The 17,168-nt window shown below is 48.0% G+C and carries 16 protein-coding genes; 11 read left to right on the forward strand and 5 right to left on the reverse strand.

The features are described 5' to 3' along the window. Nucleotides 1-51 precede the first annotated feature (51 nt). The 11 genes from DMO16_RS19515 to DMO16_RS19565 all read left to right on the forward strand — a co-directional run bounded on the left by DMO16_RS19515 (nt 52) and on the right by DMO16_RS19565 (nt 10,842). A complete protein-coding gene (locus DMO16_RS19515; protein ID WP_129479583.1) occupies nt 52-1,053 on the forward strand; it encodes a substrate-binding domain-containing protein in 1,002 nt (333 codons plus the stop codon). A gap of 94 nt (nt 1,054-1,147) precedes the next feature. Further along, nucleotides 1,148-2,416: an MFS transporter gene (locus DMO16_RS19520; protein WP_129479585.1), complete on the forward strand. Its 1,269-nt coding sequence runs from the start codon at nt 1,148-1,150 to the stop codon at nt 2,414-2,416. A gap of 157 nt (nt 2,417-2,573) precedes the next feature. Continuing rightward, nucleotides 2,574-3,263 carry an aspartate/glutamate racemase family protein gene (locus tag DMO16_RS19525; RefSeq protein ID WP_129479587.1) on the forward strand — a complete coding sequence of 230 codons (690 nt, stop codon included), beginning with the start codon at nt 2,574-2,576 and terminating at the stop codon, nt 3,261-3,263. 57 nt (nt 3,264-3,320) lie between these two features. Beyond that, complete coding sequence (locus DMO16_RS19530) at nt 3,321-3,881, forward strand: AAA family ATPase (RefSeq protein WP_129479589.1); 561 nt, start codon at nt 3,321-3,323, stop codon at nt 3,879-3,881. A gap of 273 nt (nt 3,882-4,154) precedes the next feature. Further along, entirely contained in the window at nt 4,155-4,811 is a 657-nt protein-coding gene (locus tag DMO16_RS19535; protein ID WP_129480437.1) for a M15 family metallopeptidase, read from the forward strand. A 60-nt stretch (nt 4,812-4,871) separates the two neighbouring features. Next, nucleotides 4,872-6,464: an ABC transporter substrate-binding protein gene (locus tag DMO16_RS19540; protein ID WP_129479591.1), complete on the forward strand. Its 1,593-nt coding sequence runs from the start codon at nt 4,872-4,874 to the stop codon at nt 6,462-6,464. Nucleotides 6,465-6,485: 21 nt separating this feature from the next. Further along, nucleotides 6,486-7,490, forward strand: a complete 1,005-nt coding sequence (locus DMO16_RS19545) for an ABC transporter permease (RefSeq protein WP_061975190.1) — start codon at nt 6,486-6,488, stop codon at nt 7,488-7,490. Between the two features lie 10 nt (nt 7,491-7,500). Then, nucleotides 7,501-8,382, forward strand: a complete 882-nt coding sequence (locus tag DMO16_RS19550; RefSeq protein WP_129479593.1) for an ABC transporter permease — start codon at nt 7,501-7,503, stop codon at nt 8,380-8,382. Between the two features lie 10 nt (nt 8,383-8,392). Next, on the forward strand, nt 8,393-9,358 hold the full coding sequence (locus tag DMO16_RS19555; protein ID WP_129479595.1) for an ABC transporter ATP-binding protein: 966 nt from the start codon (nt 8,393-8,395) through the stop codon (nt 9,356-9,358). After that, the gene (locus DMO16_RS19560) at nt 9,355-10,293 is read left to right on the forward strand and encodes an oligopeptide/dipeptide ABC transporter ATP-binding protein (RefSeq protein ID WP_129479597.1); all 939 of its coding nucleotides are present in this window, start codon (nt 9,355-9,357) and stop codon (nt 10,291-10,293) included. The genes DMO16_RS19555 and DMO16_RS19560 overlap by 4 nt, the downstream gene beginning before the upstream one ends. Before the next feature lie 15 nt (nt 10,294-10,308). Further along, nucleotides 10,309-10,842: a cupin domain-containing protein gene (locus DMO16_RS19565; RefSeq protein ID WP_061975184.1), complete on the forward strand. Its 534-nt coding sequence runs from the start codon at nt 10,309-10,311 to the stop codon at nt 10,840-10,842. 101 nt (nt 10,843-10,943) lie between these two features. On the opposite strand, the gene DMO16_RS19570 is transcribed toward DMO16_RS19565, so the two are convergent. From DMO16_RS19570 to DMO16_RS19590, 5 genes are all read right to left on the reverse strand, one after another. After that, entirely contained in the window at nt 10,944-11,471 is a 528-nt protein-coding gene (locus DMO16_RS19570) for a DinB family protein (RefSeq protein ID WP_061975183.1), read from the reverse strand. 44 nt (nt 11,472-11,515) lie between these two features. Then, nucleotides 11,516-12,739 (reverse strand): Bcr/CflA family multidrug efflux MFS transporter, encoded by a 1,224-nt coding sequence (locus DMO16_RS19575; RefSeq protein ID WP_241840604.1) that lies wholly within the window; start codon nt 12,737-12,739, stop codon nt 11,516-11,518. Nucleotides 12,740-12,918: 179 nt separating this feature from the next. Continuing rightward, nucleotides 12,919-14,313, reverse strand: coding sequence for an amino acid permease (locus DMO16_RS19580; protein ID WP_129479599.1), 1,395 nt, complete (start codon nt 14,311-14,313; stop codon nt 12,919-12,921). A gap of 47 nt (nt 14,314-14,360) precedes the next feature. Then, nucleotides 14,361-15,737 carry an NAD-dependent succinate-semialdehyde dehydrogenase gene (locus tag DMO16_RS19585; protein ID WP_129479602.1) on the reverse strand — a complete coding sequence of 459 codons (1,377 nt, stop codon included), beginning with the start codon at nt 15,735-15,737 and terminating at the stop codon, nt 14,361-14,363. 21 nt (nt 15,738-15,758) lie between these two features. Further along, a complete protein-coding gene (locus DMO16_RS19590) occupies nt 15,759-17,099 on the reverse strand; it encodes an aspartate aminotransferase family protein (RefSeq protein WP_164988969.1) in 1,341 nt (446 codons plus the stop codon). Nucleotides 17,100-17,168: the final 69 nt, after the last annotated feature.

The following is a 17,168-nucleotide window of genomic DNA, read 5'->3' on the forward strand; positions in this document are numbered from 1 at the left end:
TACAGGTCGCTTATACTAGTGAAATATGACGAATTAGACGGGGATGACACAATGAAAACCATTACGATTGCAGACGTAGCCAGGCATGCCAATGTTTCCAAAAGCACGGTTTCACAATTTTTAAACCAGCGCTTCGATTATATGAGTGAAAAAACAAAACGAAAAATCGAAGCAACCATTCAGGAGTTGAATTACCAGCCGAACTTCGTCGCCCGCAGCCTGAAGCAGAAGTCAACCTTTACAGTGGGTGTGGTGGTCGCCAACATCCTGCATACCTTTTCCACGCAGGTGATCCGGGCCATCGAAGACTATTTTCATGAACAGGGCTTTCATATTATTGTCTGCAATGCAGATGATGAGCCGGCAAAGGAAAAGAAGTACATTGAAATGCTTCGTGCCAAACAGGTAGACGGTATCATCATTTTTCCTACAGGTGAAAACCAGGCTTTATATGAAAAGATGAAGCAGGATCGTTTTCCGATCGTGTTTATGGACCGGACGATTGAGGACCTTGAAATATCAACAGTGATGCTCGATAACCATGCCGCGGCCAAACTGGCTGTAGACCGTTTTGCTGAACATGGGCTGGACAGGATTGCCATCGTAACAACGTCCATTATCCGCAACATCAGCCCGAGGGTGGAACGGATTGAAGGATACAAAAGAGCGATGGAAAATCGCGGTCTTCCTATTCGGGAGGAGTACATTAAAACAGCGGATGTTGGCCAAATCTCAGAAGTGCTTTCGGAACTGTATTCTTTGCCCGAGCCGCCGCAAGCGATTTTGGCAGGCAACGATATCGTTCTCGTTGAGGTATTGAAGTTCATGAAGGAAAAAGATATTGCGATACCTGGGGATACATCCGTTATCGGAATAGACGACGTTTCCTTTGCCAGCTTCTTTACCCCGCCGGTAACGACAATTGCTCAGCCGGCTGTGGAAATGGCAAAACAGGCCGGAACTATTCTTTTTAAGCAGATTAAAAACAGTGAGCAGGCAGAGCAATGGATGTACCGTTATGAGCCGACTCTTATTTCAAGACATTCAGGATAAAAAGGGATAACTTTTCCTGTAAAAATAAACCGGTTTACCCCGGTTCGCTTTCAACAGTCAGAAGATTCACACAGTATAGGGGAGGGTTTTTTAGATGTTTACAAAAGAAAGGCTTCCAGTTATTATCTTATTATTTTTAGCCGGAGTCATAAATTATTTGGACCGTTCAGCATTATCCATAGCAGCACCATTTATTCAGGATGATCTGACACTTTCTGCCACACAAATGGGTTTGATCTTCAGTAGTTTCTCGGTAGGTTATGCGATTTTTAACTTTTTGGGCGGAATGGCGTCTGACCGCTATGGCGCGAAGTTGACCCTGTTTGTGGCCATGGTGGTTTGGTCCCTGTTTAGTGGCGCGGTTGCGCTTGCTTTCGGATTCGTCAGCCTGATGATTATCCGCATCCTGTTCGGAATGGGGGAAGGACCTCTTTCGGCCACCATCAACAAGATGGTCAATAACTGGTTCCCTCCGACCCAGCGGGCTTCTGCTATCGGATTGACGAACAGCGGTACCCCGCTTGGCGGGGCAATTTCGGGACCGATCGTCGGTATGATCGCAATTTCCTTCAGCTGGAAAGTTTCCTTTGTGCTGATTATGATCATCGGATTAATTTGGGCGATCTGCTGGTTCAAGTTTGTAAAAGACAAGCCGGCAAAGCGTATGGGCGATGCTCCTGCAATGAAAACAGAAGTTGCTCCTAAAGAGAAAATTCCGTTGACGTTTTACCTCAAACAAAAAACAGTACTCTTTACTGCATTTGCTTTCTTTGCTTACAATTACATTCTTTTCTTCTTCCTTACCTGGTTCCCAAGCTATCTGGTGGAAGAGCGTGGCTTAAGTGTAAAATCGATGAGTGTGATCACAGTTATTCCATGGATCTTAGGATTTATCGGCCTTGCAGCCGGCGGATTTGTATCCGATTATGTGTTCAAGAAAGTCGCTGGAAAAGGCGTTCTGTTCTCACGTAAAGTCGTTCTTGTTTCTTGCTTGTTTGCTTCAGCGGTATGTATCGGATTTGCAGGATTGGTTACCACAACAGTAAGTGCAGTAACTTTAGTAGCACTTTCCGTATTCTTCCTGTACTTGACGGGTGCCATCTACTGGGCAATCGTTCAGGATGTGGTTGATCAGCAGAATGTCGGTTCCGTTGGCGGTTTCATGCACTTTTTGGCCAATACAGCGGGTATTATCGGGCCTGCATTAACCGGTTTTATCGTGGATAAGACAGGAACCTTCTCAGGGGCATTCCTGCTCGCCGGCGGCCTTGCCATATTTGCATCTCTTGCGGTTATTCGCTTCGTCCGACCGATTATTGTGAAGAAATCTGAGGTGGACATAAAGGATACAGTGACTTATTAATTTAATGAAATTCTAAAACCGGACTCGTTGGAATGGAGTCCGGTTTTTTTATTTGTGTAAAAAAGGATTTATCTGAGTAGAAAAGAAAGTAGTTGAGTGGATTTTTTGTGTACTGAAGATATTTGGAAAAAATGAAGCGGGTTATGGAGAGGATAAAATGAAAGTGATTGGTCTTATTGGTGGAATGAGCTGGGAATCTTCCGCTGAATATTATCGGATGATGAATGAGGAAATCAAGCGAAGGTTAGGAGGCTTACATTCGGCCAAGTGCATTTTATATAGCGTTGACTTTCAAGAAATTGAACGTTTTCAGTCAGAAGGAGCATGGCAAAAGGCGGGTGAAGTGTTGAGTAATGCTGCACGTTCTTTAGAAAAAGGCGGAGCTGACTTTATTGTCATTTGCACGAATACCATGCACAAAGTAATAGATGCCATTCAAGCATCAGTTAACATTCCTCTTTTACATATCGCAGATGCAACAGCGGACCGAATCATAGAGAACGGCTTACATTCAGTTGGCTTACTTGGCACCAGGTACACAATGGAGCAGGATTTTTATAAATCACGTTTGGAGAGTAAAGGTATACAGGTAATTGTGCCAAAAGAAACGGAAAGAGAAATGGTAAACAGGGTGATTTACGAAGAATTATGTTTGGGGAACATTCGTCAAGATGCAAAGGATGAATATAAAAAAGTGATCCAAGGATTAATCGAATCAGGTGCTCAAGGAATTATTTTAGGCTGTACAGAAATTGGCCTATTGATCAAGCCCGAGGATTCGTCCGTTCCTCTGTTTGATACGACGAACATACATGCATTGGAAGCTGTAAACTTCTCCTTAAAATAAATCTTATCAGTTGAAAAAAGAATGCGAGGTAAGAAAAACATCAGGAGGAAAGCCGCTATGAAATTTGTGTTGTTGTTTGGCCCGCAGGCTGTCGGGAAGATGACGGTGGGGTATGAGCTAGCAAAGATGACGGATCTGAAATTGTTTCATAATCACATGACGATAGATCTGGTTCATCACTTTTTTGATTACGGTACAAAAGAAGGAGAGCGCCTTGTACATTCCTTTCGCGAGCAGATCTTTGAAGAAGTCGCCAGGAGTAATCAGAGCGGCATGATTTTTACCTATGTATGGGCCTTTAATGAGCAGGAAGACTGGGACTATGTGGATAGCGTTTGCGGGATTTTTGAGAATCAAGGAGCCGATATTTACTTTGTCGAGCTTGAGGCAGATTTGGATGAACGGCTGCAGCGGAACAAAAGCGAATTTCGTCTGGCACAAAAGCCTACGAAACGGGACTTGGAGTGGTCAGATGGGGAACTGATTTCATCTATGGACAAATACCGGCTGAATTCCCACGAGGGCGAGATCAAAAGAAAGCCCTATTTGCGGATGAATAATACGAAGTTGAGTGCAGAAGAGACAGCCAGAAGGATAAAAGAAGAATTTGGGCTGTAATTTAATAGATTTTAAGTGAAATAGCCTCCTTTTTGGGAGGCCTTTTTGCTTTTTGGAGCGGTGGAGGTTACAAGCCGAAATCAATGATTACCCGCCAAAACCATATTATGTAAACTGTCGGCACACTTCGCCCCCCTCCCCTGCTTGTCAGATAATCTCCCCTTCTTTTTCTATTTAACACATTGCAATATTTTGTCATAAACAGTATCATTATATTTAATATATTGTAAGAATATTCAATTTATTGAAAAGGGGTGGAAGTATTTGTCGGAAATGCACAACTTAGATTCAAACACGCCCTCTGCACCACAGCAAGAGCCCCTGATCTCCTTAACGGGTGTGTCCCCCAGGGTTGAAGTGTATCCATTCTATTACCACAACCATCTGCCCGGCTCGGAGAATGATTGTTTTCTGCGAAACGGAACAGTGGAAAAACTCATCAACGCGGCGGAACAGCTGCCGCCTGGCCTGAAGCTGGTCGTCCTTGACGGCTGGCGGTCCTATGAAACGCAGCTTGCCATCTATGAAACCATTAAAAAAGACCTCGAAGATCAACAACTCACCCCAGAAGAAATGCAGATTGAAATTTCCAAATATGTAGCCATTCCCACCCGGGACTTGATGAAGCCCTCGCCCCATCTAACCGGCGGAGCCGTTGACCTTACGCTCGCCAACGAGCAGGGCTGGATCGATATGGGAACCGGCTTTGACGATTTTACCGAAAAAGCGCAATTGGAATGGTATGAACGAAAGGCGAGTCTCAGCCCGCAGGAAAAAACCATCCGTGACAACCGCCGCTTGTTGCGACAGGTGATGGAAAACGCGGGCTTTGTGTCCAATTCAGAAGAGTGGTGGCATTACGATTATGGCAACAGGAGGTGGGCGAACGCGACAGGCGGCTCCATTTTGTATTACGGAATTGAAAGGTAGACAGCGAGAATCGGCATAACCGTTTTTAGGTAATAAAAATAAGGGTTATGGAGGAAAACAATGAAAAAGAAAATGAGTATACTGATGATTGCCGTGATGATTGTTACGTTGTTATCGGCCTGTGTAAAGAATTCAAACGCCAAGCCGTCGGGCGGCGAAGGCTCCGACTCCCATTCAGAAGCGGCAAGCGGCAAGGATGTTTTAACCATTGCGACAACAGCAGAACAGGGGACGATCGATCCGGCTGTAACGATGGATAATTCCGCATGGAAACTTACATATCCGGCCTACGAACGTCTTGTGGAATATGACGGAGGAAGCACGAAGGTCAAACCCGGACTGGCCAAAGAATGGAAAGTGAGCAAGGACGGGAAAACCTGGACGTTCAATTTAAACGAGGGACATAAGTTTGCCGACGGGACAGCGGTTGATGCGGATGCTGTCAAAAAGAGCTTTGAACGCCTCAAAAAAATCGGCAAAGGTCCATCAGAAGTATTTAGTGTGATTTCAAACATTAAAGCAGAGAATCCAACGACGGTGGTCTTCACACTCAAAGAAAATTTCCCGCCTTTTATCTCGACACTGGCAGCCAACTATGGAAGCATCGTCAATCCGAAAGTGATGGACCATGAAGAAAACGGCGACATGGGCCAAAACTATCTGGCCACCGCCACGATGGGAAGCGGTCCGTACAAGCTGGCCAAATGGAAAAAGGGTGAGTATGTAAGGCTGGATCAAAACAAATATGCCTCCAAGAAGCCTTCCTTCAAAAAAGTCTATTTTAAAATCGTAGCTGATCCTTCCGCACAGCGTCTTCAGCTGGAAAAAGGAGAAATTGATATCGCCGAGGGTATTCCGGTCGATCAGATCAACGCGGTGAAAAAGATTGAAAACGCGAAGCTGCTTCAGGAACCGAGCTTGCTTGTTGAATATGTTTACGTGAATTCGACCAAGGGCAATGAGGCGCTGAAAAATAAAAAAGTCCGCCAGGCGCTCAGTTATGCCGTTGATTACGACAAACTGATTGATGCGGTGCAGCAGGGTTACGGAACTCAGATGCGCGGACCGATTCCAAAAGGACTCTGGGGCCATGACGACCAGGCCAAGCAGTATACGTATGACAAGGATAAAGCTAAAGCATTGCTGAAAGAAGCGGGAGTTTCCAATCTCAGCCTCGACCTTTTGTATTCGGACAACAAAACATGGTGGGAAACAGAAGCACTGACCATTCAGTCCAATCTAAAGGACATCGGCGTTAAAGTCAACCTGAAAAAAGTAGCGTATGCGACCTCGCGGGAAATGATGGACAAAGGCGAGTTTGATCTGGCGCTTGGCATGTGGAGCCCTGACTTTGGTGATCCGTATGCATTCATGAACTACTGGTACGATTCCAAAAACTTCGGACTGGCCGGAAACCGCGCGTTTTATAAAAATGATGCCGTCGATCAGAAGCTGAGAAAAGCGGCTACCTTAAATGATGCCAAACAGCGCGAGAAGCTGTATCAGGAAGCACAGGACACCGTGATTGATGATGCTCCTTATATTCTTCTGTACCAAAAGGACTTCTTGATGCCTATGAGCAAAGATGTGAAAGGGTTTGTGTATAATCCGATGCTTGAGAGCATGTACAACCTTGCAGATATGTCCAAATAACCAAAAAGCGGAGTGTTAACCATGAAGAAAATGATTATTAACCGGCTGGGACTCCTGATTTTTGTGGTGTTTGGTGTCACCCTTATCTCCTTTTTGCTGTCGCATGTCATTCCGGGCGATCCTGCCCGGATGATGGTGGGGCAGCGTGCGAATGAGGAAACACTGCAGCAGGTACGGCAGCAGCTCGGGCTGGACCAGCCTCTTTTCATTCAGTATGAAACGTACATGAAAGGCATTTTAAGCGGAGATCTTGGCACTTCGATCCGTACGCAAAAGCCGGTGATCGATGACCTGGAAGCCTTTTTCCCGGCGACCATGGAACTGGCCATCATTGCCTTTATCTTTGCTTTGGCGATCGGCATCCCCCTTGGTGTTCTAGCGGCGGTTAAAAAGAACAGCTTCTGGGACCATGCCAGCCGGATTTTCTCCATCGGCGGGGTTTCTACTCCCGTGTTTTGGAGCGGGCTTGTGATCATCCTTATTTTTTATGGCTATTTAAATTGGTTTCCTGCAAACGGGCGATTGGATATGAACATTCATCCTCCGACACACATAACCGGTCTGTATATCGTTGACAGCTTGCTCAGTGGGGACATGGTGGCGTTAAAAAGCAGTCTCCATCATATTTTGCTGCCGGCCATCGTGCTTTCTTACGCACAACTGGCCGTGATTACCCGCCAGGTGCGTGCGAGCATGCTGGAAATCATGGAACAGGAATACATTCGTACGGCGATTGCCAACGGAATCCACGGACCGTTTCTCTTTTTCCGGTACGCGCTCAGGAATGCGCTCATCCCCACTATAACGGTTGTCGGCATTTCCTTTGGATCCCTTTTGGGAGGAGCGGTCGTGACAGAAACCATTTTCGGCTGGCCAGGCATGGGAAAATATGTGGTCGACTCAATCGCCTATCTTGATTTTCCTGCGATGATGGGCTTTACACTGTTGATTGCGGTCGGCTATGTGATCATTAACCTGATTGTGGATCTCACCTATTATGTTCTTGATCCGCAAATCAAGGGATAGGAGGTCGGTTATGGAAACACCACTGCAAACGGAAACGAGCCAGCCGAAGCCGATTACCTCGGTCCGGCCGTTTTGGTACAAGCTGAAACAAAATCAGATGACCTGGGCAGGATTGGGGATTTTGGGTGTGATCGTTCTGTGCTCGCTGATCGCTCCCATTCTCACACCTTATAACCCCACTCAGGTCGATATCTCGCAAAAGTTTCTGGGTCCTTCTCTTCATCATTGGTTTGGAACCGATGAAGTCGGCCGGGACATTTTAACAAGAATTTTGTATGGTGCACGAATTTCTCTGGGAGTCGGCATTACGGTCATTATCATGGCAAGTGTAATAGGAATCCTGATTGGCACCGTTTCCGGCTACTTTGGCGGTGTGATTGATGTGATCATCATGCGGATCATGGATATGGTCATGGCCTTTCCGACGCTGATTCTGGCCATGGCCTTGGCGGCAGCATTAGGGCCGAGCCTGCAAAACGCCATGCTCGCCATTGCCATTGTAAAAATCCCGGTCTATGTCCGCCTGGCCCGAGGGGAGTCGCTTGTGCTCCGTGAAAAATTGTTTGTGAAGTCCGCACAGTCGTTTGGAATCAATCCATGGCGCATTATCGGCAAGCACATTGTGCCTAACTCGGTTTCTCCTGTCATTATTCAGGCTACGCTTGATGTCGGTGATGCGATTCTCATGATTGCGACGCTTGGCTTCCTTGGTCTCGGGGCCCAGCCGCCAACACCGGAATGGGGAGCCATGATCAGCATTGGCTGGAAGTACCTGCTGGACTATTGGTGGTATCCGACCTTTCCAGGCCTGTTCCTTTTCTTATCTGCAGGATCGCTCAATCTAATTGGTGACGGAATCCGTGATATTTTGGATCCGAAAGCCGGACGCTAGGAGGGACATCATGGTACTCGAACTGAAAGATCTGTGCGTGGATTTTACCGGCATGAGAGGAAAAGTCAGAGCACTGAACAATGTCAGCCTTTCGATTGAAAAAGGGGAGGTGCTTGGCGTTGTTGGTGAATCGGGATCGGGAAAATCGGTCACCGCACTATCCATCCTTGGACTGCTTGGCTCGAATGCCAACATTTCAAACGGTGAAATCTCTTATTCGGGGCAAAATCTTTTAACGCTTGGTCCAAAACAAATGCAGAGCCTGCGGGGCAAGAAAATCGGCATGGTGTTTCAGGAGCCAATGACGGCCCTGCATCCGACAATGAAGGTCGGCAATCAGCTGGCTGAAGTAATCAAACGGCACCGGAGTGTATCGAAAAGGCAAGCCTGCAAGCTTGCAGTCGAAGCGTTAAAAGAAGTTCACATCCATGACCCCGAACTTGTGGCCAAAAAGTATCCATTTGAACTGAGCGGCGGTATGCGGCAGCGGATTGTGATCGCCCTGGCGATGTCCGCACCGCCTGACCTTTTGATCGCGGATGAGCCGACAACCGCACTTGATGTGACGATTCAAAAGGAAATTTTACAGTTGATAAAAGAGCTGAATGACAGGCGGGGCACATCCGTGCTGCTAATCACCCATGATCTGGGCGTGGTGTCAAATGTGTGTGACCGGGTGATGGTGATGTACGCGGGAGAAGTAGTGGAAGAAGGGATAACGGAAGAGGTGCTGAATGCTCCTTCGCACCCATATACCGAGGCATTGCTCCATGCTCTGCCTGATCTCGCGGACCCCGGAGAGCCGCTTAAGGCCATTCCGGGTGAAGTTCCTGATTTACAAAACCGTCCTGCCGGCTGTGCCTTTGCGTCGAGATGTCCGAAAGCGATGGACATTTGCGGCGTTTCCGCTCCGGCCCTGGAACCTGTATCAACTAACCGCTCAGCTGCCTGTTGGTTAAGGAGGGATACCCATTGAACACACTCATCGATTTTCAGTCTGTAGATAAATCGTTTCATAAAGGAAAACAATCGGTGAGGGCGGTCGTTGATGCCAATCTTACCGTAAAAAAAGGCAGCGTTGTCGGTCTTGTGGGCGAATCGGGATCCGGTAAAAGTACGCTTGGTAAGATGCTGATTGGTTTGGAGATGCCGTCTGAGGGCAGCATTCATTTTGAGGACACACCGCTTTGGAAAAAGAAGAAATTCATGCGTCCCCGTCCCGGTGATATTCAGACCGTTTTTCAGGATCCGCAATCTTCTCTTGACCCGCGGATGCGTGTCAAAGAAATCATTCTTGAACCGCTTTTGGCGCTTAGCAGCAGAGAGCGAAAGGAAAAAGGCGGACGGGAACGGCTCACTTCGCTAATGAAGCGGGTGGGTCTGAAGGCTGAACATCTTGACCGCTATCCCCATGAGTTTAGCGGCGGACAACGGCAGCGGATTGCCATTGCCAGGGCACTCATTACCGACCCATCTTTTATCGTTCTCGATGAACCGACTTCCGCCCTTGATGTTTCGGTTCAGGCACAGGTGCTTAACCTGCTGAAGGAACTGAAAAACGAGCGAAATTTAACATACCTGTTCATTTCCCACAACATGTCGGTCATCCGGTACATGTGTGATGTGATCGCAGTCATGTATAAGGGACGAATTGTGGAATCCGGCCCGGCCCGTGAGCTGTTTGAATCTCCACGCCATCCGTACACAAAGATTCTCTTATCCTCACTCCCGAGTATTTTTGGGGAGAAAGGGCCGGTGTTAAGCTTTGCTCCTCCTTCTGAAATGGAAACGGGGGAGGAGGCGTGCGGATTTTTTGACCGCTGTCCCTTCCGGATGGAAGCTTGCTTAAAAGCCCCTGCATTCGAAGCCATCACCGAAGAGCATGGTGTAGCGTGCCATCGTGAAGGATAGGGAGGAGGAATCACATTGATTCAGGGGGAGCGGCTTAGGGAACTGCGAAAGCAGCGTAATTTTACACTTCAGGCGTTAGCGGCACAAACTGGCTTAAGCTCAAGCCTGCTGTCTCAAATCGAGCGGGGACTGGTGGACCCGACAGTGAGCACGTTTTGGAAAATATGCACTTGCCTCAACGTTCCTCTAACCTATCTTTTTGAAGGGGTGGATGAGGATCGGTTGGTTGTAAGGAAGAACCAGCGCCGGAAGATTCAGCTGTCGGACGAAAAGGTAAGGTACCATCAGCTGACCCCCAACCGCAGCGGAAAGCTGGATTTTCTTATGGTGGAAATTCAGGCCGGCGAGATGAAGGAGGCCGAACTGGTTGCACATTCTGGTGAGGAGTGCGGCATTGTGCTTCAGGGTGAGCTGATCGTCATACTGGGTGATCAGGAAATTCACCTTCAGGAAGGTGACAGCATCCACTTTTCCAGTACGACGCCGCACCGGTATGTAAATCCTGGGAGTGATGCATCATTATCCATTTGGGTGATGATCGCCACCTGATTTTGGGGTGAAAATGAGAGATTATAAGGAAAAAGGCCTCCGAAAAAGAGGCTTTTTTGCTGCCGACTGCGCTTCCGGCCCAAAACCACATACAAATCTAGTTACTTCTTCAAAATCCCCAAATATTCAACCCACGGGCCTACATCGGCACGATAACGTTCAGCCATGACCCGGACGATCTGGGCAATATGAGTCAAATCGTGCAACGTCCATGTGGAGATCAGTTCTCTCGCTTTAACGGTGCCAAAAGCGGGATGGGTACCCGTGCGTTCGAGCGCATCACCCTCATCATTCATTAAAACTCTCAGCCTCGCAACATTTTTTTCACGAATCTGGGTAAAGTCCGTCAGCTTTTTTTCGATTGTGCTATCCTTTTGTTCATTCATATGGGCGTACCGGTCAAACGGAGGAAACGGCCGGCCTTCTCCCTCTTGAAGAATCCATTCCAGCCGGGGAATCCAGTTGGTGTTCTCACCTTCAATGAGGTGGTCGACCACTTCAACGGCATTCCATGTCCCTTCCCCTTCATGGCAGTGAAGCCAGCCTGGCGATAATCCCGATAAAAAATGCTGCATTGTCCGGGGTGTACGCTCCAGCACTTCGATCGCTTCGTTCAGTGTAAAGTTCATTTCAACACCCTTCCTTTCTCAAAAAGAAATTCAATGAGGGTGAATCAAATTCCTCTACTCTTAGGAACCTGAATCCGCTGTGAAGGTTTTCTGACCAGTCCGAAATAGGAAAGGAAGGCAAGAAAACTTGCAGAAAAAATGACCATTCCCATCGGAACCGCTGAATTTTCGCCGGCCACCCCGACAAGCGGTGCGGCGAGCGAACCGAGGATAAACGGCAATAAACCGAGCAAGGCGGACGCGCTCCCGGCAATATGCCCCTGGGCATCCATCGCGAGTGAAAAAGAAGTCGTGGCGATGATCCCAAGTGAACTGACAAAAAAGAAAATCGGGATAACGACGGCGGCCAATGGTGCTTTTAACAGTACCGAAATGAGCAGTACAGCTCCTGCCAGGTTGGAAACGAGTAAGCCGATTTTTAAAAACGTCGTCTCCGGGATGATATCTGTTAACCGGCCGACGAGCTGGCTCCCGAGCATTAAGGCAAATCCGTTGATGCCAAATAAAATACTGAAAACCTGGGGAGATACACCGTATATATTTTGATAAACAAACGGGGTGCCGGATACATAGGCGAAGATTCCCGCGATAATAAAGCCTTGTGTAAACGCGTAGCCAAGAAACTGCCGGTTTTTCAATAACGAGCCGAAATTTCGGATAACCTGAAGCGGATCGCTTGGTGTGCGCTTCTCACTCGGCAGCGTTTCTTCCAATTTGGCAGAAACAATCAAAAACAAGATCAAGCCGATACAGGCCAAAACAATAAACACACCAGTCCAGTCGGTGAACGCTAAAATGGTGCCGCCGGTTACCGGGGCAAGGATGGGCCCTAGGTTGTTGACCAGCATCAACAAAGCAAAAAACTTGGTAAGTTCCTTGCCGCTGTACAGGTCGCGAACGACGGCCCGGGAGACGACCAGCCCGCCTGCTGCCGAGAAGCCCTGGATAAACCGGCTGGCGATAAAGAAATAAATATTCGGGGCAAAGGCACAGGTAAGGGAAGCCACCAAATATAAAATCAGAAAAATAAGCAAGGGTTTGCGCCGGCCCTGAACATCACTCATGGGGCCGATAATCAGCTGCCCCACGCCAAGGCCAAGCAAACAGGTGGTTAAACTGATTTGCACCAAAGACGCGGTCGTGTTAAATTCCTTTGCAATCGTAGGAAAGGAGGGCAGGTAGGTATCAATGGTGAACGGGCCTAAAAGGGCAAGAGAACCTAAAAGAAGTGCAAGCTGCATTCGTTTTCTTTTTGTTATTTCAGTCAATGTTATCGCCTTTCTTCTCTATTAGTTTTATATAAACCGTGTTCTATCATACTGAACAAGCGGGAGACTTTTATTAATTATAGAGGATAGATTACCAGATTTAAACTTTTATAAACTGACTTTTCAAATATTATAAAAAAAAAGAAAAACCCCGCCCAACTTTATGGGCGGGATTTCTTCTAATCCGCAAGGGTATTCGCTGACTGATCTTCATATGATGCTCTTGCTGCGTTTCTCTTTTTCAAAAGGAAGAAGGAGCCAATTACTACAGCTGTAACGAGTAAGGTGAGGAAAAGCTGCGAACGCATCGACCCAATGAAGGCCATCGATATTAGAATCACGGTGATGCTGACAATCACAAAATACGATAAAGCAGGGAAGAGCCACATTTTCAACTCAAGATCTTCGCCAGCCGCCTCGGCCCGGCGCCGGATAACGATGTGTGAAATGGCAATGGCCAGATAGACAATTAACGCGATGGCACCAGAGGCGTTAATCAAAAACTGAAATAGCTTGTCCGGTGAAACGAAGTTAAAGATGGCTGCGATAAAGGCGACCACTGTTCCTGCCCATACGGCCCGGACGGGAACGCCCTGTTTACTTAATTTAAGAAATGCTTTTGGCGCATCTCCACGGCGGGCAAGCGAGTAGATCATCCGTGAATTGGTATAAAGCGCCGAGTTTAAACAAGAGAGAACCGAAATTAATACGACGATGTTCATGATCAATCCTGCACCCGGGATATTGATCATCTTCAGCATGGTAACATACGGGCTCTCAAGGGCTGTCGTAGAGTTCCATGGCAGCAAGGTAACGAGAATGGCAACGGAACCAATGTAGAAAATGAGAATCCGCCACACGACGCTTTTGATGGCAACGCGGATTGTTTGCTTTGGATCTTCTGATTCACCTGCAGCGATAGCGGCAATTTCGGCTCCAAAATAGGCAAAGATAACAGTAGCCACACCAAGGAAAACGGAACTTACGCCATTTGGTGAGAATCCGCCGCGGCCGAAGAGGTTTTCCGTACCTGGTGTTTTGATGCCTGGGAACAGGTGAAAAATAATCGCCAGGCCTAGACCCATAAAAAGGGTGATGGCCACAATTTTAATCAATGCAAACCAGTATTCAAATTCTCCAAATGATTTTACAGAGAAGATGTTTGTTAAGGTCAATAAAACGGTTAGGACCAGACTCCACGTCCAGATGGGAATGGAGGGAATCCATCCGTGGACGATCGCTCCGCCGGCCACAGCCTCGATGGCGATAACAATGACCCAGAAGAACCAGTAGAGCCATCCGATGGTATATCCCGCCCAAGGCCCGATGGCTTCACGGGCATAAGTGGCAAACGAACCGCTGTCAGGATTTCGTGCCGCCATTTCACCAAGCATTCTCATCAGAAATACGACGAGCAAGCCGGCAAAGGCATAGGAGAGAACAGCACTTGGCCCTGTTGAACGGATGACAGAACCGGCGCCCACGAACAGCCCTGCTCCGATAATCCCACCTAAGGAAATCATCGTAATGTGCCTTGTTTTCAGTTGTTTCTGAAGTCCTTCTTTATTTTTCATTGATTTTCGCCTCCTTGACTTTTTTGTGTGGAATGGAAGCTCAGCGATTACAAGCCAATGGAAACATATTTCACTTCCAAATATTCTTCAATTCCAAAGTGGCCGCCTTCACGTCCCAATCCGCTCTGTTTCGTGCCGCCAAATGGTGCCTGGGCAACGGACGGCAGCGCATCGTTCAGACCGACAATGCCGTAATCCAGTTCTTCGGAAAGGGTAAGCGCCTGAGTCAAATTTTCCGTATAAAGATAAGCCGCAAGGCCGTATGGCGTATTGTTTGCCCGTTCAATGGCTTCTTCTGCTGTTTTAAACGTGGTGATCGGAGCAAGCGGTCCGAAGGTTTCCTCGTTCATGCACAGCATGTCATCCGTGGCATTGGCAATAACCGTTGGCTCCATGAACAGAGAATCCCCCTTGGCGGATCCTCCGCAAGCCAGGCTTCCGCCTTTTTCGATGGCATCCTGCACATGGTTTTGGACTTTTTTGACTGCATTTTCATCGATCAGAGGGCCTATGTCGGTTCCTTCTTCCAGACCGTCTCCCACTTTCAAGGCGGAAACCGCTTGGATAAACGCTTCGGTAAACTCTTCTGCGATGGATTCCTGTACATAGGCACGGTTGGTGCAGACGCACGTCTGGCCGGCATTGCGGTACTTCGAAGCCAGCAGTCCCTGTACGGCTTTTTCAATATTGGCGTCCTCCATCACGATAAAAGGAGCATGGCCGCCGAGCTCAAGAGAGATCTTTTTTACAGTATCTACTGCTTTTCGCATGAGTAGCTTGCCAACTTCAGTAGAGCCGGTAAATGATATTTTCCGGACGCGGGTGTCCTCCATCCAGGCATCGGAAATGGCGGCTGCGTCACCGGTAACCACTTGCAGCACGCCTTTTGGAATGCCCGCTTCAATAGCCAGCTCTGCCAGCCGGATGGCAGTAAGCGGCGTTTGTTCAGCCGGCTTGACGACCGCTGTGCAGCCAGCTGCAAGGGCAGGCGCCACCTTTCTTGTGATCATTGCGGCCGGGAAATTCCACGGCGTGATGGCTGCAATTACACCGACCGGCTGCTTTTGGACAAGCAGCCGCTTATTGGTATGGGAAGCGGGAATGGTTTGACCGTAAATCCGTTTCCCTTCTTCTGCGTACCAGGAGATAAAACTGTTTGCGTATGTTACCTCACCAATCGCTTCCTTCAATGGTTTGCCTTGTTCCCGGGTCATCAATTCCCCGAGTTCTTGTTTGTTTTCTTCGATCAGCTGGTGCCACTTCATGAGCAGGGCGCCTCGGTCTTCAGCCGTACGCCTGGACCAGCTTTTGAAGGCATCATGAGCAGCATCTGCAGCGGCTCGTGCTTCATCAAATCCTCCGTTTGGTACGGTAGCGACGACTGTGTTGTTTGCCGGGTTCGTTACTTCAATGAAAGATTGCATGTGTATCACTCCTCAATGCTGTTAGTTGGATGCAGAAACGGCTGTACGCTCGACCGCCTCAATGGATTCATTTAAAATTTGGATTAGCTCGTTGATTTCCTGCTGATTGATAATCAATGGTGGTGCGAAGACAAGGGTATCCTGATTGTCGAACACGACGGAACGCACGATCAGTCCGCGTTTTGCGGCTTCTGCCAACACCTTAGGCGCCAATGGTTCAGGGAAGCGTTCGTTTGTTTCTTTATTTTTAACGAACTCAACCGCACCAATCAGGCCGAGAGTCCTTACATCTCCGACGACGGAACGTTCGGATTGAATTTTCTTAAAGCCTTTCAGCAACTCTTCACCCATCACACGGGCATTGTCGATCAGGTTTTCGCGCTCGAGGATTTCAAGATTTTTAAGTGCAACCGCACAGGCCATCGGATGTCCGCTGTACGTGTAGCCGTGAAGCAGCGTTCCTTCGGACAGTTCGATGAAGTCGTTGTGCATCGTTTCGGAGATCATGACGCCGCCGAGCTGAGCATAGCCGCTTGTGATCCCTTTAGCAAAACACATCATGTCAGGAGCGACATCATAATGATCGATTCCGAAATACTTGCCGGTACGGCCGAATGCTGTGATGACTTCATCTGTAATAAAAAGAATGCCAAATTCGTCGCATATGCTTCGGATTTCTTTAAAATAGCCTTCGGGTGCGATGTGCACGCCGCCTGCTCCCTGAACGGGCTCTGCGATATAAGCAGCGACGGTTTCAGGGCCTTCCTCTTTTATTTTGTCTCGTAATGCCTGCGGCGAGAAATGGTCCACATAGCAAAAATCAGGTGCCAGTGAGTTAGTGAAATCACGAAACGGTTTCAGGCCAGTTGCACTTGTGGCTCCCATCGCCACCCCGTGGTAGGACTGTGAACGGGAAATGATTTTTTTGCGCTCCGGCTGCCCTTTTAAAATCCAGTAATGGCGGGCAAGCTTATAGGCAGTATCATTGGATTCCGAACCGCCTGAGGTGAAAAATGTGGCGGTGAGGTTCCCTGGTGCAATTTCTGCAAGCTTGGCCGCGAGCTTGATCGCCGGTTCGTTTGAGAAGGTGGCGAAACAGGAGCTGTAGCCCAGTGTTTTCATCTGTTCGTATGCAACCTGAGCAATCTCTTCCCGCCCGTGGCCGATATTCACGTTCCAGAGAGAGGAGAGGCCGTCAATTGAGCTTCTGCCCTTGAGGTCGTAAAGGCGGACCCCCTCTCCCTTGGTTAAAATAAATTCCGGACCGTTCGCTTGCTGCTGTTTGATTGCGGTCGTCGGATGCAAGAAATGCTTTTTATCGAGTTCTGCCAATTGTTCATAGGATTTTTGATTTTCCATCATAACCACCCTTTGCTGAATAATTATAGTTTTCTGACTTAATAACGCTTTCATTATTACTAATGCAAGTTC

This window comes from Fictibacillus sp. S7 (assembly GCF_004127935.1).
GTDB classification, from domain to species: domain Bacteria; phylum Bacillota; class Bacilli; order Bacillales; family Fictibacillaceae; genus Fictibacillus_C; species Fictibacillus_C enclensis.